We start from the raw sequence: 17737 nt of genomic DNA on the forward strand, positions 1-17737 counted from the left end.
CGCGCCCACCCGTGCCGCCCCTGGCGGCACGAATGCCCGTGGACTGACGAGGTGGCGGGTGCCGCCCGCGCCGCCCCAGGCGGCACGAATGCCTGCGGATGGGCGGGTCGGCCTGGTGAGAGGCCAGTAAGAAGGCCGGGTGGGTGCTGCTCATACGGTCGTACGACTCGGGCGCTTTGTCACACTGGACGCGTGGCCCCGACTGTTCTGCTGGCTGAAGACGATCGTGCGATCCGGCACGCCCTGGAGCGGGCCCTGACGCTGGAGGGCTACGCGGTGACGGCGGTCGCCGACGGGGTCGAGGCGTTGGCGCAGGCCCACCGCACCCCGCCCGACGTGCTCGTCCTGGATGTGATGATGCCGGGGATCGACGGACTCCAGGTGTGTCGGGTGCTGCGCGCCGAGGGTGACCGGACGCCGATCCTGATGCTGACGGCGCTGGTGGAGACGGCGGACCGGATCGCCGGGCTGGACGCCGGTGCCGACGACTACGTGGTGAAGCCCTTCGACGTCGAGGAGGTCTTCGCCCGGCTGCGGGCCCTGCTGCGGCGCACCGCGAACGGCGCCGCCATGGACGTACGGGAGAAGCCGCCCGTGCCCGGGCGGCAGATCGAGGCGGCCGGGCTGCGCATGGACCCGCAGGCCCGGCGTGCCTGGCGTGGCGGGCGCGAACTGGAGCTGACCCGCACCGAGTTCGAGCTGCTCGAACTGCTGGTGCGCAACGAGGGGATCGTCCTCGACCACTCCACGATCTACGACCGTATCTGGGGCTACGACTTCGGGCCGGGCTCCAAGAACCTCGCCGTGTACGTCGGCTATCTGCGCCGCAAGCTCGACGAGCCGGGGGCGGCGCCGCTGATCCACACGGTGCGCGGGGTGGGTTACGTGCTGCGGGGGGACTGAGCGGTGCGCCCGTCGTGGTCTCCGGCCGTGCGGTGGCCGCGTCTGGCGTCGCTGCGGACCACGTTCGCGCTGTCGTTCGCGGCCATCACCGCCGCCGTCACCGTCCTCGTCGGCATCCTCTCCTACGGCGCCGCCGCCCGGCTCGTCCGCGTCGACCAGCAGTCCGTGTTCGACGAGGTCGTGCAGGACCTGCGGGTCGAGGTGAGCCAGCGCCGGATGGATCCGGTGGACTTCTCCTCCGCGCCGGGACACGACTTCGTCCGCCCCGCCCGCACGGACGTGCAGGTGCTCGGCCCGGACGGCAGCGTCGTCGACAAGGGCGACCCCGGGCTGCCGGTCACCGACGCCGACCGTGAGGTCGCCGCCGCCGCTGCCGCCGGGCGGCTGGTGGAGCACCGGGACGTCGACGTCGGCGACGACGTCTACCGCGTCGCCACCGTCGCGCTGGGCGGTGAGCGGGGCGCGGTGCAGGTGGCGCAGGAGTTCAGCGACACCGAGGATCTGCTGCGGGCGCTTCAGCAGCGGACGCTGCTGCTGATGGCGGCGGTGGTGACCGGGGCGGGCCTGTTCGGCTGGTGGCTGGCGCGGCACATCACGCGCCGGCTGGTGATCCTCACCTCGGCCGCGGAGGCCGTCGCCCGCACCCGGCGGCTCGGCATCGACGTGCCCGTCACCGGCAGCGACGAGGTGGGCCGGCTCGGCCGGGCCTTCGACCGGATGCTGGGCCGCCTCGCCCAGTCCGAGGAGGACCAGCGCCGCCTGGTCCAGGACGCGGGCCATGAACTCCGTACGCCGCTCACCTCCCTGCGTACGAACATCTCGCTCCTGCGCCGCATCGACGAACTCCCGCCCGCCTCTCGGGACGAACTGGTCGCCGACCTCGGCCAGGAGGCGCGTGAACTGACCGATCTGGTCAACGAGTTGGTGGACCTCGCGGCCGGACAGTCGGACACCGAACCCGTGCAGCGGGTCGACCTCGCCGACCTCGCCGAGGATGTCGCGGGCCTGACCCGGCGCCGTACCGGACACCGGATCGTGGTCCGCGCGTGCGGCGACACGACCACGGAGGGCCGGCCGGGCATGCTCACCCGGGCGATTTCCAACCTCGTCGAGAACGCCGCGAAGTTCGACCGCGACGGCACCTCGCCCATCGAGATCGTCGTCGCCGGTCCCGCCCGGCCGGGCACGATCCGTGTAGAGGTCCTGGACCGCGGCCCCGGCATCGAGGACGCCGACCTCGTCCGGGTCTTCGACCGCTTCTACCGGGCTGCGGATGCGAGGTCCCTGCCGGGGTCGGGGCTGGGGTTGTCGATCGTCCGGGAGGTGGCGCTGGCGCACGGGGGAGCGCCGTTCGCGCATCGGCGGGAGGGGGGCGGGTCGGTGATCGGGTTCACGGTGGGCGGGGGGTGAGGATCAACGCGGTGGCCTGTGCCCGGCGTGCTCGACCCACCCGTACCGAGCCGTGCTCACCCACGCACGGTCCTGCGCGCGGTCACCCCCGCACGGTCCTGCGCGCGGTCACCCCCGCCCACCAGGCCGTCCCCGCCCCGACGAGCGGCGGCCACAGCAGTCCCACGACGTCCGGTTCCGCCCCGCGCAGCGGACCGTCCACCACGGCCAGCGCACCCAGCGCCACCAGCGGCCCCCGCACCTGCCACAGCAGCGCGCCGAACGGCCCCGTGTCCCCGAGCGGTGTCATCGAGCCGGTCATCAGATGCACCGGGACCGTGCCCCGGTACGCGCTCACCAGCGCGGCGCCGACCAGCGCCGGCACCAGGGCGGGCAGGACCAGCAGACGGTCCGACCACAGGCCGGCCGCCCCGGCCACCGCCGGGCCGAGAACGAACAGCACCAGCAGCCCCGCCGCCGGCACCAGCCCGTGCCGAAGCACCAACCCGGCGGCGGTCCAGGGCAGTTGGGCCGAGCGCCGTACGTCGTCCGCCTCCAGCCGGGCCGGTTCCGCCAGCTGTGCGGCCGCGAGATACCCGGCCGGCAGCGCCATCAGCGTGACCGGCGCCGGTACGTCGTCCAGGCCCACCAGCGCGACGGCGACGGCCGCCCACACCACCGCCCACAGCAGCCGCCCGGGCGCCCGCAGCAGCGCGGTCGTGTCGCGCCACGGGACGAGCAGCCCGGCCCGGCGCGGGAACGGCAGGCGTACACCGGAGCGCACGGGACGGGACCGGGACGTCCGTACCGCCGCCCGGGCCTGGCGCAGATCGAGCGAGTACAGGGACGCCTGCACCCGTAGCGCTGTGCCCGCCTGCGTCCGCAGCACCCGGGCCGGAATCCGCGCCGCCGCGCCGGTACCGACGGCACCGGCCCACGCCACGACCAGGGCCGCCAGCCCGCCCCCGACTCCTCCGGCGGCCACCGGGGCCCCGCCCGCGACCGCCACCAGCGGCAGCGCGGCCCAGCCCCACGGCCCCGACCAGCAGGCGATCGATTCCCCGGCCCACGGACCGTGGACCAGCGACACCACGGCGAGCAGCCAGAGAGCAGCCACCACCGCCCACCCGGTACGCCGGATCCCGGCCCGTTGCCGCAGCAGCGTGTCGCAGTGGCACTGCACGACAGCGCCCAGCGCCGTCCCCGCGAAGCCCACCGCACCGCCGGCCGCCGCGCCGGCCCCGGTCGCGGCCCACCAGGAGCCGACGCCCAGGGCGTGCAGCAGGAACCCGGCCGTCGCGCCGACCGCGGTCGCGATCGCCGTGTTGGTCACGGACGCCGCGACGAAGCGCGGCCGCAGCAGCGCACGCCGCTGCACGGGCTGCGGCACCAGCCAGGTCAGCGCCGCCCGTTCCAGCAGGACCGGGCCCTGCCACATCGCCCGCGCGGCCATCATCATCACCACGGTGGCCAGCACGGCGGGCGCGGTCGTCGGCAGCGCCGAGACCAGCCGTTCGGCCACCGGCCCCCGCAGCCGCCCGTCCGCGCCGGCCCGCGCCGCGGCCAGCAGGAGCGGCACGCCCCAGATGGCGAACAGCAGTGCCGTGCAGTAGAGCGTGTACGCGATGCTCTTGCGCCGCTCGTCGCGCTGGTGCGTCCGCAATATGCGCAGCTGGGCCAGCACAGCCTCGGTGTGGTCCTCGTGCACGGTGGGTGGCGAAGGACGCGTCACCGGCTCAGTCACTGGCCGCACCCGCGACCAGCCGTCCTTCGCCGGACAGCGTGTACTGCGCGTCGGCCACGGCCTCGGCCAGCGCCCGGTGGTGCGTGGCCAGCAGCACCGCGGTCCCGTCCTCCTTCGCGGACCGCAGCCGCCCGGCCAGCCGCTCGCGGGCGTCCGCGTCGAGCCGTTGTTCCGGTTCGTCGAGGACGATCAGTTCTGCGGGCCGTACGAAGGCCTGCGCAAGGGCCATCAACTGGCCCTGTCCGGAGGAGAGTTGGTGGGGGAGCGCCTCGGCGCGCCCGGTGAGGTGGTGCTCGGCGAGCACCTCGTCGACCGCGCCGGCCGCCTCCTCGCCCAGGCCGTGGGCCAGCGCCACCAGCATCAGATGCTCGCGGACACTGAGGTCGGGATACCCCGCCCCGCCCGCCAGAACGGTGGCGACCGCGGCCCGTACGCTCCCGTCGTCCTCGCTCATGGTCCTGCCGCGGAAGGTCACGCTCCCCGTCTCCGGGATCTCCTGCCCGGCCGCGAGCCGCAGCAGGGTGGACTTCCCGGAGCCGTTCTCGCCGAGCAGGGCGACGCATTCGCCCGCACCGACGGTCAGGCTCACGCCGTCGAGGACCACGCGGCCGTCGTATCCGTGCCGTACGTCCGTCAGCTCCAGCAGGGCGGTCACGATTCCGCGTCCGCCGATGCCCGCGAGCAGGTCGTCGTAAGCATGGGTCCCATGGCCGATGACGCTAGGCGGATGGCAAAGAGCCGATCAAGAACAAATGATCGGTATGACCGGAAGTCGACCTTGAATTGCGTCGCCGCACGTTGATCGACGCGGTCAGCAACCAGCGTCGGGTCTGGGAAACGCGAGGCCGAGGCCGGCGAGTGCGGCTGTGCCGGCGGTGGCGTGCTCGCCCCTGGCGAGCAGCAGTGTGCGTGCCGACTGGTAGGGGCAGCCGGCCGCGTCGAACGCCGCTGCGGCGGCGAGCTGGCGCGGCAGGTCGCCGTCGAGCAGCGCCTGTGCCCGGTCCAGCTGGGCGGTGGCGACCGGGTTTCCGGCGACCAGGGTCCGGGCGGCGTCGACCCGGTCCCGGGCGTCCGGATGCCCGGCGAGCACCGACGCCTCCGCCCGGAGTGCCACGTACCAGTGCAGCCAGATCCAGGAGACCCACTTCCACACCTGGTCCGGCTCCGGTGCGACGCGCTCCAGGGCCGCGTCTGCGTCTCCGTGATGGAGCAGGACCATGGCGTCGAAGACCGCGCCGTAGCCATGGCGGTGCTCCGCCGCGGTGCCCGCCCGGTCGACGACCGCGAGCCAGGTTGCCCGGGCGTCGTGGTCGCCGCGCAGGCCGTGGATCATTGCGACCGACGCGGCGCCCGGGCCGAGAGAGAACGACCGCTGCCGGCCGTTCCGCTGCCACGCGTCGAGGAATCTCACGCTGCCGGTGAGGACGTCGTCGGCATGGCCCGCGAACGCGTCTGCGATCAGGAGCCAGGACGTGGCGTGGTGGCTCACCTCGGCGAGCAGTGGATGGTCGGCGAGCTGCCTGCCCCACTGCCGGGCCCGCGGCAACTCGCCCACACCGAGGGCGGCTCCGGCGGCCATGGCGACGGCGTCCATCCACTCGTGCGTACGGGCGGGGGTGCGCGGTGCCGCATCCAGGATGTCGATCCGACGCCGGGCGGCGGCCGCGGCGCCGAACGGGTCACCGGCCCAGCAACGGGCGCCGGAGAGCGCGTCGAGGGCGGCGGACTCGGCCACCGGGTCGCCCGCCCGCCGGGCGAGCCCGACGGCCTCTTCGGCTCGCTCGACCGTCTCCTGCGCGGTGTTGTCCACGTCTCCCTGGACCGCACCGAACGCGTCCGCGACCACCGCCGCCTCGGCCAGCGCAACGGCTGCCACGGCGGCCGGGGCATCACCGGACAGCTCTCGCGCGGTCGCGAGCATGGCGGTCACCTCGTCCACGGGGGGAATGCGCGTGAACTCGCTGGAGAAGCGGTACGCGACGGTGGCGGCGGCCGCCAGGTCGCGGCCGGCGCCGGCGGTGTCCCCGGCCCGCCGGGCGGCCTGTGCGGCGGCATGGTGCAGACGGAACATGTCGTCGCCGAGCCTGCGGCACCCGGCCACCGCGGCGGCCTGTCGCAGCGCCGCGGCGCCGCCGTCGTCAGCGAGGGCGGCCGCTTGCTCGTACCGTTGCTGAGACTCGCCCAGCAGGTTGCGGGAGAAGGCCAACTCGGCCAGGGACAAGGCGAGACGACAGGCATCCGCGCGCCGCTCCGGCTGTTCGGCGGCCCAGGCGAGAGCGGCCCTGAGGTCGTCCGCCACGGCGTCGAACCGGGCACGCCAGTCCGCGCCGCCGGCTCCCACGAGGGCGGTCGCGCCGGCCAGGCACCGATCCACATGGCGGGATCGGACAACGGTCAGCTCACCGGCGTCGGCGAGCCGCTCCATGCCGTACTGGCGGATGGTCTCCAGCGCCTGGTACCGGGTGCCGGCCGCGGACGGTGTCACGGTGAGCAGGCTCTGCTCGGCAAGCCTGCCCAGCCCATCGGCAACCGCAGCCGGATCCAGCGGGGCGAACCCGGCCACCTCAGCGGCCGCCTCGGCGGTGAACGGCACGACGAACACCGACACCCGCCGCAGCAGCGCCCGATCCTGCGGCTGAAGCAGGTCGTGGCTCCAGTCGAGCACCGCCCGCACCGACCGGTGCCGGTCGTCGGCGCGGGGTCCGCCGGTGAGGATCCGCAGCTGATCGGAGAGACCGGCCGTCAGGCCGTCCAGCCCGAGCGTGGGCCACCGCGCCGCCGCCAGCTCGATCGCCAGCGCCATGCCGTCGAGCCGTTCGCAGAGGGCCACGACCCCCTCGCTCACCGCCGGACCCGGCGGCCGGCCGACCGCCGCCGCCCGGTCCATGAACAGGGCCACCGCCTCCGACTCGTCGCCGCCGGCCCGCGACAGCGGCGGGACCGGGAAGACCCGCTCGAACGGCACCATCAGCCGGGCCCGGCTCGTGGCGAGCACCCGCAACCGCGGGCAGGCCGTCAAGAGCCGCTCCAGGAACGGCGCCACCCCGTCGCGTACCTGCTCGCAGTTGTCCAGCACCAGCAGCGCCCGGCGATCCGCCAGCGCGGCCAGCACCGCGTCGTCGATGCCGCGGCCGGGTTGCTCGCCCACACCCACGGCCGCCGCGACCGCCGCCCCTACCCGCCCCGGATCGGTGACCGGGACCAGATCGACGAACCACACCCCGTCGGCGAAACCGTCGGCCGCCTCCGCCGCCACGGCCAGCGCCAGCCGGGTCTTTCCCACCCCGCCCGGACCGACCACGGTCACCTGCCGGTGCGCCTTCACCGCCTCGGCCAGCTCCCCGCGCTCGCGCACCCGGCCGACGAACGCCGTCAGCGGTGCCGGAAGGGCGGCTGCCGAGCGCGACTGCTCGGCGGGAGCGAGCTCGGCCGCGCGCCGGGACAGCGCCCGCCGGTCCGGCACCTGAAGCTTGCGCAGCAGCGAGGAGACATGCGACTCGACCGTGCGTACGGAGATGAACAACCGCGCGGCTATCTCCGCGTTGCTCAGGTGCTCCCCGAGCAGCGCGAGCACGTCGGCTTCCCGAGCCGAGACCACCGGACTGGACACCGGCTCATTATCCGTGGTGCTTTCCGTGGTCAGCACGGAGGCGGACCGCATCCCGGCCGGGAGAGGCTGTGACCACGGCGATCAAGCCCGACAAGACACCGGGCCGATCGAGACTCACGACCACAGGAGTGACCATGACCGGTTCTTCCACCCAGGGAATCAGGACGGTGCTGCATCCCGTGTCCGACCTGGCGAAGGCCAAGGCGGTGTACGCCGCCCTGCTCGGAGTCCCGCCGCAGACCGACGAGCCCTACTACGTCGGCTTCGAGACCGAGGGCCAGCACATCGGGCTGCTGCCGGGCGGTGGACCGCAGGGCCTGACCTCGTCGCTGGCCTACTGGCACGTGCCGGACATCGAGGCGAAGCTGGCCGAGGTGACCGCCGCGGGCGCCACCGTGCAGGAGCCCGCGCACGACGTCGGTGGCGGCCGACTGGTGGCCACCGTCACCGACCCCGACGGCAACGTCCTCGGCCTGCTTCAGGACCGATGAGCGCCGAACCCCGCTCCCGCGCTCAGCGCCGCCGCGACACCGAACACCGGCTCACCCACGACGTCGACGTCTGGGTGGCCAGTGCCTCGGCGGACGGCGCACCGTATTTGGTGCCGCTGTCCTTCGACTGGGACGGCGAGGCGATGCTGCTGGCCACCCCGACGGACAGCCCGACCGGCAGGAACCTGGCCACTACCCGGGTCGCTCGGCTGGGGCTCGGCCACACCCGCGACGTATCCATGATCGACGGCGACGTCGAGGTCCTCGAGATCGACGCGGTGCCGCAGGAGCGCGGGGACCGCTTCACCGCACGCACCGGCTTCGACCCGCGTACGCCGGCCACGCCGTACCGCTGGTTCCGTATCACCCCGCGCCGCATCCAGGCTTGGCGTGAGGTGAACGAGATGACCGGCCGTGAGCTGATGCGCGACGGCCGCTGGTTGGTCTGACGCGGAATTCAGGATTTCGCCCTCGCTGAAGTGGGCGCACAGGGCGGCGATGCTCACGACGGCGCCGTCGGGCAGCGACAGGATGTAGACCGCGACGCCGACCGTAACTGCGCTTCAACTCGCCTATGAACGCCGCCCAGGAGGCCGCCACGGAGGCCACCGCCGGACCGTCGGGTGCCTTGCTGTCACGGACCGGGGCGACTCCGGGGAACCCGTCGGCCACCTCCACGCAGTGGCCACCCTCCGCCGAAGCCACAAGAAGCGTCACCTCTGAGTGCAGACTTCGGTCTTTGCCGCAGGCAGCCTGGTCGCCCAGGTGCGGAGGCGGGTGATGCGGTGGACGGCAACGGGGCTGGTGGTGTCGCAGTCTCCGCACCGGTCACCACGCCTCGGCATCGTTCGCCGCGCCCGGGGCGGGCTCCGCCCGGCCCGCCCCGCCAGCCGTCGACCGCAGCCGCATCGCGAGCAGGGGAAGTACGAGTACGGAGATCATCGCGGCGCCCACCAGCGATGCGGCCTCGTCCGAGCCGAGGAGCTCCTGGTCCACGCCGATGGTCGTGATCGCGACTACGAGTGGAAGGCACGTCGAGGCGAAGAGGGCCAGGGCGGTCCGGTCCGATCGGCCGAGGTCCTTCGGGGCGAGCAGGTACACCGGCCCGCCGCGCACCAGCAGGACCAGCAGCAGGAAGACCGGCACGAGCAGCAGGGCACCTGGGTCGTGCAGTAGCGCGTCCAGGTCGAACTCGATGCCGGTGACCACGTAGAACAGCGGCACGAGGAAGCCGAACCCCATGGCCTCCACCTTGCCGAGGACCTGCTCGCTGCTCTCGGGCGCGGCACGATGCAGGACGAGGCGGGTGAGCACGCCGGCGGCGAAGGCGCCCAGCAGCACGTCGAGGCCGAAGACCTCGGCAAGGCCCAGCATGCAGGCCAGCAGCAACATCACGAACCGGACCGCGAACTGTCCGCTGCTGTGCAGGGTCCGCTCGGTCAGCCAGGTGAACCAGGGTGGCCTCGGACGCAGGGCCCAGAAAACGGCGGCGGTCGTGATCGCCCCGAACGCGGCCAGCAGGGCCGCCGACTCGGCCGGTCGGCGTCCGCTGAGCAGCAGCGCCACGGCGACCACGGGACCGAACTCGCCGACCGCGCCGAACGCCGACATCACCGTCCCGAAACGGCCCCGCAGCTGACCGCTGTCGCGCAGCATCGGCAGGACCGTGCCGAGCGCAGTACTGGTGAGCGCGGTGCCGATGACGAATGCCTCGAACACCTCCCCGCCGCTGATCAGGAAGGCCGGCCCGATGCCGAGGGCGAGGGCGACCAGCCAGGCCCACAGCGCGCGGCGCAGCGTGTCGCCGCGAACGACCGCGAACTCGATCTCGTAACCGGCCAGGAAGATCAGCATCGACAGCCCGAGGTCGGAGAGGGCGTCGACGACTTCGTCGGGGTGGGCCCAGCCGAGGACGTCCGGGCCGATGAGGATCCCGAGGGCGATCTCGAAGATGACCAGGGGGACGCGGACCCGGCGGCCCGTGGCGTAGACGAGGAGCAGCGCCAGTACGGCGACGGCCATGATCAGGACGAGGGTGCCCGGGTGTGTCATGGGTCGCTCGGGTCGTTCGGGTGTCGCCGGGTCACGGGGTGACGATGGCGAAGTCGGGGTCTGGGGCGCCGAGGTGGCCGAGGAGTTCGGCCGGCTTCGCCGGATCCCCGGTGATCTCGACATCCGATCGGTCGGCCAACTCGTCGGGAGTGGTGGCCCCGAGGAGGACTGTGCGCAGGGTGGCTTCGTCGTGGGCGAGGGCCGCTGCGGCGGTCTCGGCACACAGCAGCGGATCGATCACGAGGACATCCTGCTCGCCCTCCACCAGCGTCATGTTCGACAGGTCGAAGCCGCGGACCTGGTAGATGCCCTCGACGACCGCGAACAGGCCGTGGTCGGCGGCCGGCCGGCTCTGCCGCCACAGGTCCTGCGTGTCGTCGAAGAGGAAGCGCTGCCGGAGCGCCTGGTCGGCTTCTGCGATCACCGGCTCCGCGGGCTTGGACTCCGTGTTCCCGGGCATCGACATCTCCCTCGCAGGCGGCATGCGGAGGCCGGTGACGCGACGACGCGCGGCCATGTGCCACTCTCACCCAGGCATCGGGGACGGACTACCGGATGTAAGCCGTCGGGGGGGGGATCGGCGGGCGCAGGAGTCCGAGCGATCTCATACAAGTGGCCCTCGCCGGCTCGCCCCGCACCTCGTGCGGCCAGAAGCTTGAGGCCCCGTTCTCGCAGTGCCGAAAACCGACGAGGCCGATGAGCGAGCATCAGGACTCACTCGACCGCATCGAACGGGCCGGCAGCGCCACTGGAGCCACGAGCGGACTCGGCGCGAAGGGCGGAGTCCGAAAACCCCGCCCAATAAGGCTGATGCCCCGCCTCATGCAACCGATGGCTGAAGTCCTGCCACTCGTGCAGCAACTGGGAGCGGTGGGGCGCTGACCTCGAAGTGCAGCGTGTGCGAGAACCCGAGGCCTTTCTGTCGGTGACCTCGTTGCGCGTTCCGGCAGCGCGCGGCGGCTGCATGTCCGGTATCTCCATAAGTAACCCCTGGTTATTTGATGCATGCAGCTACTGCTGCCCGATCATGCTGGACCTGCCGAGTGGGCAGTCGGCAGTCTGAACGGGCAACAGAAATTCCGAGAAAAATTTGCGGAGTTGAAAACGTGACCACTCTGGCCGTTTCTGTTCGGGACGGCCCCTGCCATGGAAGAAGGTGCTGACGATGGCCCTGCTCAAGACTGCCTCGTACGCGATTGCCCGCCGCACGAAGATGACCGCCCTGGCCGGCTTCTACAAGTACTGAGCAGCTGCCCCTGATCTGCGGTCAGGGAGCTGATTCCTGGGGCTGGACAGAGCTTCGCTTCTGTCCAGCCCCAAGGGCACTACAGGCCGGACCGACTTACCCAAGGGGATCAGATGAACCGACCTCCAGGCCCGCGTGGCGCGCGTCTTGCCGGCAACGGACCGGCCTACGACGAGGACCGTCTCGGCTTCATGACCAGCATGTCCGAACGGTACGGAGCCATCTGGTCCTTCGACCACCACATCGTCGTCGTATCCGACCCGGCCCTGGCGGGTGAGGTTCTCCTGCGCACCAACAAGGACTTCGGCGGAGAGGTGGACTTCCTCCACCGGAAGCAGAAAGAGGATGAGGCAACACTGCAGCAGTGGTCCTCTTCGCGTGCTGCCCGGATGCGCGGAATGCGTCCGTCCGCAATGCAGGCCAAGATCCCCATGATCGGGGCGGAAATGCGGACCGCGATTCAGTCTTGGGCCTCCGGCGGTGACATCGAGATCGTCGCGGAAATGCGGCGCCTTACCTCCCGGCTCGGCGCGATGATCTGCTTCACGCAGGATGCGCCGACAGCGGAGGGCTTGGAGCAGGAGCTGTTCGACGCCCTCCTTCCGGTCATCCGTAGCACGATCGCTCTGCCCTCCTGGCTGCCGCTGCCGCGTCACCGGCGCGTGGCACGCGCCAACCGGGCATTGGAGGACGGAATAGCCCGGGTGATCGACGTCCGCCGGAGGGAGGGGCGGACCGGAGCGGATGACCTGCTCGGTGTGCTGATGAAACCGACAGGTCGGCATGGAGTGCTTTCCGACCGGATCATTCGCGAGACGTTGGCGGCCACCCTGCTGGCTGCCCAGAGCGCGCCCTCTTCCGGGTTCGGCTGGATCATCCACGAGCTGGTCAAGAACCCCGAGGCCCAAGAGCGCATCGCGACCGAGGCCGCCGCCGTGCTCCCGCCGTCGGACCCGATCACTCATGCCCACTACGAGCAGCTCGAATACACCGGGCGAGCGGTCAAGGAGGCACTGCGCCTGTGGCCGCCGAACTGGGTGTACGCCCGCCACACCCTTCATGACACGGAGCTCGGCGGTTACACCCTGGCCCGCGGCACCAAGGTGATGGTCCCCTCTTACGTCATCCAGCGTGACGCCCAGTGGTTCCCCGACCCGCTGTCCTTCGACCCGGATCGCTGGCTCTCCGATGGATCCGGTACCACGGCTGTGCCCCATGCCTATCTGCCCTTCGGTGCGGGCCCCCTGGTGTGCATGGGCCTGTCCTGGAGCCTGATCGAGATGACGCTGGGCACTGCGCTGCTGCTCCGCGACTTCCGCGTGGAGGCCGCTCCTGCCACGACCGTGGTTCCCGATCCCGCCCGGGAGTTGACGCCCAGCGGGCTCATGGTGCACCTCACCGCGCGCGCCGCACCTGTTCACGTCGCCCGTGCCGGAACAGCCCGGCAGGGCCCTGCGCCGACCGGCTGCCCGATGTCCTTCGGCTCACCCGCATGAGCGGGCCGATCACCTACAAGGTCCTGCTCGGCAACCGTGAGTTCAACGGTCTGTTCGCGGCCCACACGGTGTCCATCCTCGGTGACGTTCTCACCAAGATCGCACTGTCGGTCCTGGTGTACGACCGCACCGGGTCCGCCCTGGCCGCCGCGCTCACGTACGCGCTCGGCTTCGTGCCCCAAGTATTGACGGCGGCCCTGCTGTCCTCCGTCGTGGACCGGTTCCCGGCCCGCCGGGTGATGCTCATCGGCGATGCCGCGCGCATGGTGTGTGTGCTGCTGATGACCGTGCCCGGCACGTCGGTTGCTGTCCTGCTGTGCCTGGTGACGGCATCCGGGGCGCTGACTCCCGCATTCCGCGCGGCCCGTCAGACCATGCTCCCGGAGATCGTCGGCATGGAAGGTTACGCCCTGGCCCGCTCAATGTTCTCGGGCACCATTCAGATCGGCCAGACTCTGGGCTTCGGCCTCGGCGGTCTCCTGCTGCTCCTGGTCACTCCGCGGGCCGCTCTGTTCCTGGATGCGGCGACTTTCGCCTTCGCCATCGTGGTCGTGCTCCTGACGGTTCGCCCCAGGCCTGCTACTTCCGCCGGGCGGCAGGAGAGTACGGGCATCATCCGTGCCACTGTGCAGGGCAACCGGATGATCCTGACCACGCCGCTGCTGCGGCGTCTGCTGTTCCTGCAGTGGCTGCCCACCGCGATGGTCGTCATGCCGGAAGGACTCGCAGCCCCCTACGCCGAGCAGTTGGGGGGAGGACCCACCGCGGTGGGCCTTCTCCTGGCGGCCCCGGCCGTCGGCACCGCGCTCGGCGAGGCGGCAGTCGCCCGATTCCTCGGAGCCGAAAGGCGCGCCCGGAGCGTTCCCGCCCTGCTGCTTCTCGCAACGGCCCCGCTCGTCTGCTTCGCCGTCGAACCCGCACTGCCCTGGGCCCTCGCCCTGCTGCTGCTGAGCGGAGCGGGAACCGCCTACGCCCTCCCTCTCGACCAGCTCTTCATCGAAAGCGTGCCTCCACATCTGCGCGGCCGCGCCATGACCCTCGCCGGCACCGGATCCATCACCACCCAGGGCACCGGACTGGCCATCGGCGGGCTCGTGGCCGAGTGGATCTCCGCGCCTTGGGTGTTCGCCGCCGGGGGACTCACCGCGCTCGCAGCGGCGGCCGCGACCGGCAGGACCCGCCCATGGCGGGCCGATCCGCACACCGTGATGCAGACGGCCCCGGCCGACCAGGCCATCAAGGACCAACCGCCACAGCACAGTGACAAGTGAGGAATCCCAGAATGCCCGTGTCTTCCGAGCCCCTGACCTCTGTGGACAACGCCACGTGGGCGCATCTGCCGCCCGCCGCACCGCTGGACCTCACCGTCGACGCCGTACGGCTCGCCGCAGAGGTCGCCGCCCTGTCGGATCTCACCTGGCGCCCCAACCGTCCGGTGAGCCAGAACGGCCTGGGTGCGGAGGACGCCTTCGACTGGAAGATCATCCCTCTGCGCAGTCCCAACGGCAGCCTGGCACGAACCGACCCCGGCGGCGCCGGGCTGGAGGACCACCTCGACACCGAAGCCCTGGCCCGCAGCCCCTACCACGCCGAGGTGCTGGGCAGGATCCCCGCTCCACTCCACAGCGTCCGTCTCATGGCACTCGGGCCGGGAGCCGAAACCCATGAGCACCGGGACGGCCGCACCAACTTTCCCTGGGGCTCGCTCCGGCTGCACATCCCGATCGTGACCCAGCCCGGAGCGGAACTCGTCGTGGGCGGCGAGACCTGTCACTGGGAGGCCGGGCAACTGTGGTACGCGGACTTCGACCGCCTGCACATAGCCCGCAACCGCAGCGACCGGCGACGTATCCACCTGGTTGTCGACTGCGTTCCCACCCCGGAACTGATGGGTCTGTTCCCGGCCGACTTCCGCGCCGAACTGACGTGGAGCGATGTGCTGTTCGCCCGGAGCGAGGTGCCACTCCAGCCCTTCGAGAGGGAGGGCCTGGCCTGCGAGCTCGATGTGCCCGCCACCTTCCCGGACTGGTCCGACGACTCCGGCGCCGACCCGACCGGCCGCCTCCCCGGCACGATTGAGCTGATCGACGGGCGCCCGGTCCTCTGCATCGCCGGCGAACCGCGCTTCGGACTCATCCACATCGGCAACGCCGAATTCCGGTTGCAGGGCTGGACCGACGAACGCACCCTGCTCCTGGACCTCGAACGGCCCGATCCCATCGCACGGTCCAGGGTCCGCTGCGGCAGGTCGCTCACCGAGTACGTCGTCCATGACGTCCGCGCGGTCGAGCGCATCGGGCCCGGACAGTCATGACCGATCGGAGCAGGCGGCATCAACCACGCTGTCGATGTGACCGGAACCGGGGTTGCCGGCATCGCCCAGCCGCGCGCGGATGAGGTAACCGAGTTGGAATCGGCTCTCGGCGCGGAAGCTCTCCATGATTTCCTTGATGTGCTTCCGGCAGGTTCGCAGGGACATGTTCAACCGGCGGGCTATGACTTCGTCCTTGAGGCCTTCGGTCAGCAGCCGCACAATTGCCTGCTTGGCCTCGGTACTGATGGTGGGCGTGCCGAAATGGCCTGGGTTGAGGGGGGTGGCGAGCACCCAGGAGTGCTCGAAGACCGAGCAGAGGTAACTGACCGTGAACGGGTCACGAATGATGACCGCGCCGTCCTGCGCATTGTGGTGAGAGATGAACGCGATCTCCTCGTCGATCACGGTCATCCTGCCGAACAGCTCGGGCAGGGTCCGGACCTGGGCTCCGGTCGAGGCGAGCTGCTTGACGTACTCCTGTGTCGTTGTGTCGTGGCGAGCTGTGTGCTGGTAGAGGGTGCGCATCTGTACGCCGCGCCGGAGGAGAGCCAGGTCGCGATCGCTCGCAAGCTCCACCGGTCCTGTGGGGTGCTCGCGGCGGGGTTGGCAGGTGAGCACCTCCGCTCGGCACCGTGCCATCGCGTCGTCGATCCGTTCGGCAAAGGTCTTGGTGTCGTGGACCTCTTCGATCGGAGTGTGGTGACGCCGAGTTTGCCGCATCTCGGCGTACAAAGGGCCGAGCGCGTTGAATTCCCCTCGCAGCTCTTCAGTGCGTGCCAACTGGCTGCGAAGTGCCGTCTCGATGGGGGCGAGCAAGGTCGCTGCCGCTGTCTCGGGAGCGACGGACACGAGCCGAGTCTCCGCTGCGGGCCCTTGCAGTGGCCGAAGCAAGTGCCGGGCGGTGAGCACGGAGGCCGCGTGTTGCACGTCCTCCGCTGTCAGCCCCAGATCCTGAGCCGCTGTTTCGATGGTCAAGTGGCCGTGTTGTGTGATCCAGCGGAAGACGCCGATTTCGACGTCACTCAGCCGACACATGCCTGCTATGGAACTGTTCTCCACGGTTTGCCCCCTGGACAGATCCTGCATGCAGCTCAGTGTGCCGGGTGATCACGCTGGACGGGGAATGGAATGGCTCGGCAGGCTGAAAGGCCCACCAGGAACTCTGCAAAAGTTACCGACCGCAGACGCCTCATTCTGACGCGGAGCCGAGGAAGTATGGGTGTGATCACTGAGGGTGTGGAGATGAGGGCGGCCGTCCTGGACGATGCCGGAGCACTTGCCGGGACGCTGCTGCGGAACCGTACGTACATGCGCCCTTGGGAACCCGACCGGCATGAGGAGTTTTTCACCGAAGGCGGCCAGCGAGCCCGGATGAGAGACCAGCTCGCGCAGCGGGAAGCGGGGCAGGCCATGCAGTGGGTGCTCGTCGAGACGGACGGCGGGCGGCTCGTCGGCGTCATCTCCCTGTCCAGGATCGCCCTCGGTCCGCTGTGCAGTGCGAGCGTCGGCTACTGGGTCGACGGGGAGCGGGCCGGACGCGGCATTGCCACTGCCGCCGTCGAAGCGGCGTGCCTGGCTGCGCGAGAGGAGTTCGCACTGCACCGGGTCGAGGCGGGGACGATGGTGGACAACAAGGCCTCGCAGCGGGTTCTGACGAAGGCCGGATTCGAGCAGTACGGCTTCGCGCCGAAGTATCTGCACGCCAACGGTGCCTGGCGGGATCACCTTCTCTTCCAGCGAATCCTGCACGACGAAGGACCACGTGGGCAGGGCCTGTAAAGGTCCTGCACTCCCGGGCGGTGAGCACCACCCAGTCGTCCCGGCGTCACCGTGTCGGCACTGGCCCCTTCCCTCGGCTCAACGGTCAGTGCTTCTCGCCGCCCGGCACGGCCATGTCCGTCAGGCGTGCCGCCCAGGGCGCGAGGTCGGGCCACGGGCCCGGTGCGCGCAGCACGGCGACCGCGACGCCGGGAACTGCTCGCGGACCGGTCGAGGACGTCGCCGTCCGCCTCGCCGGTGAGGGTGAGGACCAGGTCCTCCAGGCCGGGGTTGTGGCCGATGAGGAGGAGCGTGCGGACGGAGGCCGGATCAGGCCTCATATGCCCTGGCAGTCTGAAGGCCCCTCCCGGCGCATGACGAGGGCGGGGTCCGGAAACCCCGCCCGCACTCAACGAAACACCAGGTCAGGGCCACACCAGGCAATACGGCTGATGCCCCGCCTCATGCAGCCGATGGCTGAAGTCCTGCCACTCGTGCAGCGATGGGAGTGGGGGGAGTGACCTGGGGCCTCTTGGTGAGGTCGGCGTCGAGGGCCGGTGGCGGTCGGGTGAGGGATCCCACAAGCGGGTCGATCGGTGGCGCGCAGACGCCAAGAGGGCTATCGTCGAGAGGTAGAACGACCGGTCTTCCTGCCTCTTGGGGACGGTCGCTCGGACTTCCTAGCCGGGCTGCCCCCAGGCCGGGACATGCCAGTAGGTCGCCGGTGCACGTCG

At 71.1% G+C, this 17737-nt stretch carries 14 protein-coding genes and 1 pseudogene; 8 read left to right on the forward strand and 7 right to left on the reverse strand.

Features of this window, described 5'->3' with window-relative positions; translation table 11 throughout:
* The first annotated feature begins 192 nt into the window (after nucleotides 1-192).
* Together ACFVJQ_RS39360 and ACFVJQ_RS39365 are read left to right on the forward strand one after the other, a co-directional pair.
* On the forward strand, nucleotides 193-903 hold the full coding sequence (locus tag ACFVJQ_RS39360; protein WP_385516090.1) for a response regulator transcription factor: 711 nt from the start codon (nucleotides 193-195) through the stop codon (nucleotides 901-903).
* A gap of 27 nt (nucleotides 904-930) precedes the next feature.
* Nucleotides 931-2313: an ATP-binding protein gene (locus ACFVJQ_RS39365; protein ID WP_385790587.1), complete on the forward strand. Its 1383-nt coding sequence runs from the start codon at nucleotides 931-933 to the stop codon at nucleotides 2311-2313.
* 82 nt (nucleotides 2314-2395) lie between these two features.
* Here the strand turns inward: ACFVJQ_RS39365 and ACFVJQ_RS39370 are convergent, their stop codons facing one another.
* The 3 genes from ACFVJQ_RS39370 to ACFVJQ_RS39380 form a co-directional block, all read right to left on the reverse strand.
* Nucleotides 2396-4024, reverse strand: a complete 1629-nt coding sequence (locus ACFVJQ_RS39370; protein WP_385790589.1) for a DUF6297 family protein — start codon at nucleotides 4022-4024, stop codon at nucleotides 2396-2398.
* A gap of 4 nt (nucleotides 4025-4028) precedes the next feature.
* Nucleotides 4029-4691 carry an ATP-binding cassette domain-containing protein gene (locus ACFVJQ_RS39375; RefSeq protein WP_385790591.1) on the reverse strand — a complete coding sequence of 221 codons (663 nt, stop codon included), beginning with the start codon at nucleotides 4689-4691 and terminating at the stop codon, nucleotides 4029-4031.
* A 156-nt stretch (nucleotides 4692-4847) separates the two neighbouring features.
* Nucleotides 4848-7646: an ATP-binding protein gene (locus ACFVJQ_RS39380; RefSeq protein WP_385790593.1), complete on the reverse strand. Its 2799-nt coding sequence runs from the start codon at nucleotides 7644-7646 to the stop codon at nucleotides 4848-4850.
* Between the two features lie 134 nt (nucleotides 7647-7780).
* Between ACFVJQ_RS39380 and ACFVJQ_RS39385 the strand changes: the two genes are divergently transcribed.
* The gene (locus ACFVJQ_RS39385) at nucleotides 7781-8137 is read left to right on the forward strand and encodes a VOC family protein (protein WP_385790595.1); all 357 of its coding nucleotides are present in this window, start codon (nucleotides 7781-7783) and stop codon (nucleotides 8135-8137) included.
* Nucleotides 8134-8586: a pyridoxamine 5'-phosphate oxidase family protein gene (locus tag ACFVJQ_RS39390; RefSeq protein ID WP_385790597.1), complete on the forward strand. Its 453-nt coding sequence runs from the start codon at nucleotides 8134-8136 to the stop codon at nucleotides 8584-8586. Before ACFVJQ_RS39385 ends, ACFVJQ_RS39390 begins: the two co-directional genes overlap by 4 nt.
* Before the next feature lie 172 nt (nucleotides 8587-8758).
* On the opposite strand, the pseudogene ACFVJQ_RS39395 reads toward ACFVJQ_RS39390, so the two are convergent.
* From ACFVJQ_RS39395 to ACFVJQ_RS39405, 3 genes and pseudogenes are all read right to left on the reverse strand, one after another.
* Nucleotides 8759-8962, reverse strand: a pseudogene (locus ACFVJQ_RS39395) (DUF397 domain-containing protein); the annotation flags it as partial.
* A gap of 3 nt (nucleotides 8963-8965) precedes the next feature.
* Complete coding sequence (locus tag ACFVJQ_RS39400) at nucleotides 8966-10189, reverse strand: cation:proton antiporter (protein ID WP_385790599.1); 1224 nt, start codon at nucleotides 10187-10189, stop codon at nucleotides 8966-8968.
* Between the two features lie 31 nt (nucleotides 10190-10220).
* Entirely contained in the window at nucleotides 10221-10649 is a 429-nt protein-coding gene (locus tag ACFVJQ_RS39405) for an alkyl sulfatase C-terminal domain-containing protein (RefSeq protein WP_385790601.1), read from the reverse strand.
* An 899-nt stretch (nucleotides 10650-11548) separates the two neighbouring features.
* Here ACFVJQ_RS39405 and ACFVJQ_RS39410 point away from each other — a divergent pair.
* Genes ACFVJQ_RS39410 through ACFVJQ_RS39420 form a run of 3 tightly spaced genes read left to right on the forward strand, consistent with a single transcriptional unit; the run spans nucleotide 11549 to nucleotide 15245 of the window.
* Complete coding sequence (locus tag ACFVJQ_RS39410; RefSeq protein ID WP_385790603.1) at nucleotides 11549-12931, forward strand: cytochrome P450; 1383 nt, start codon at nucleotides 11549-11551, stop codon at nucleotides 12929-12931.
* On the forward strand, nucleotides 12928-14202 hold the full coding sequence (locus tag ACFVJQ_RS39415) for an MFS transporter (protein ID WP_385790605.1): 1275 nt from the start codon (nucleotides 12928-12930) through the stop codon (nucleotides 14200-14202). The genes ACFVJQ_RS39410 and ACFVJQ_RS39415 overlap by 4 nt, the downstream gene beginning before the upstream one ends.
* Before the next feature lie 11 nt (nucleotides 14203-14213).
* Nucleotides 14214-15245: an aspartyl/asparaginyl beta-hydroxylase domain-containing protein gene (locus tag ACFVJQ_RS39420; protein WP_385790607.1), complete on the forward strand. Its 1032-nt coding sequence runs from the start codon at nucleotides 14214-14216 to the stop codon at nucleotides 15243-15245.
* Here the strand turns inward: ACFVJQ_RS39420 and ACFVJQ_RS39425 are convergent.
* The gene (locus tag ACFVJQ_RS39425; RefSeq protein WP_385790609.1) at nucleotides 15240-16331 is read right to left on the reverse strand and encodes a LuxR C-terminal-related transcriptional regulator; all 1092 of its coding nucleotides are present in this window, start codon (nucleotides 16329-16331) and stop codon (nucleotides 15240-15242) included. The genes ACFVJQ_RS39420 and ACFVJQ_RS39425 overlap by 6 nt on opposite strands.
* Before the next feature lie 129 nt (nucleotides 16332-16460).
* Between ACFVJQ_RS39425 and ACFVJQ_RS39430 the strand changes: the two genes are divergently transcribed.
* Entirely contained in the window at nucleotides 16461-17024 is a 564-nt protein-coding gene (locus ACFVJQ_RS39430; protein ID WP_385790611.1) for a GNAT family N-acetyltransferase, read from the forward strand.
* Nucleotides 17025-17737 lie beyond the last annotated feature (713 nt).

The organism is Streptomyces sp. NPDC127197 (assembly GCF_042672405.1).
Lineage (GTDB): Bacteria > Actinomycetota > Actinomycetes > Streptomycetales > Streptomycetaceae > Streptomyces > Streptomyces flavusporus.

Excerpts from the sequence above, each read along its gene's own strand:
- ACFVJQ_RS39385 (WP_385790595.1), top strand. The coding sequence starts at position 7,781 with ATGACCGGTTCTTCCACCCAGGGAATCAGGACGGTGCTGCATCCCGTG.
- ACFVJQ_RS39415 (WP_385790605.1), top strand. The coding sequence starts at position 12,928 with ATGAGCGGGCCGATCACCTACAAGGTCCTGCTCGGCAACCGTGAGTTC.
- ACFVJQ_RS39430 (WP_385790611.1), top strand. The coding sequence starts at position 16,461 with ATGGGTGTGATCACTGAGGGTGTGGAGATGAGGGCGGCCGTCCTGGAC.
- ACFVJQ_RS39420 (WP_385790607.1), top strand. The coding sequence starts at position 14,214 with ATGCCCGTGTCTTCCGAGCCCCTGACCTCTGTGGACAACGCCACGTGG.
- ACFVJQ_RS39405 (WP_385790601.1), bottom strand. The coding sequence starts at position 10,649 with ATGCCCGGGAACACGGAGTCCAAGCCCGCGGAGCCGGTGATCGCAGAA.
- ACFVJQ_RS39400 (WP_385790599.1), bottom strand. The coding sequence starts at position 10,189 with ATGACACACCCGGGCACCCTCGTCCTGATCATGGCCGTCGCCGTACTG.
- ACFVJQ_RS39425 (WP_385790609.1), bottom strand. The coding sequence starts at position 16,331 with ATGCAGGATCTGTCCAGGGGGCAAACCGTGGAGAACAGTTCCATAGCA.
- ACFVJQ_RS39410 (WP_385790603.1), top strand. The coding sequence starts at position 11,549 with ATGAACCGACCTCCAGGCCCGCGTGGCGCGCGTCTTGCCGGCAACGGA.
- ACFVJQ_RS39390 (WP_385790597.1), top strand. The coding sequence starts at position 8,134 with ATGAGCGCCGAACCCCGCTCCCGCGCTCAGCGCCGCCGCGACACCGAA.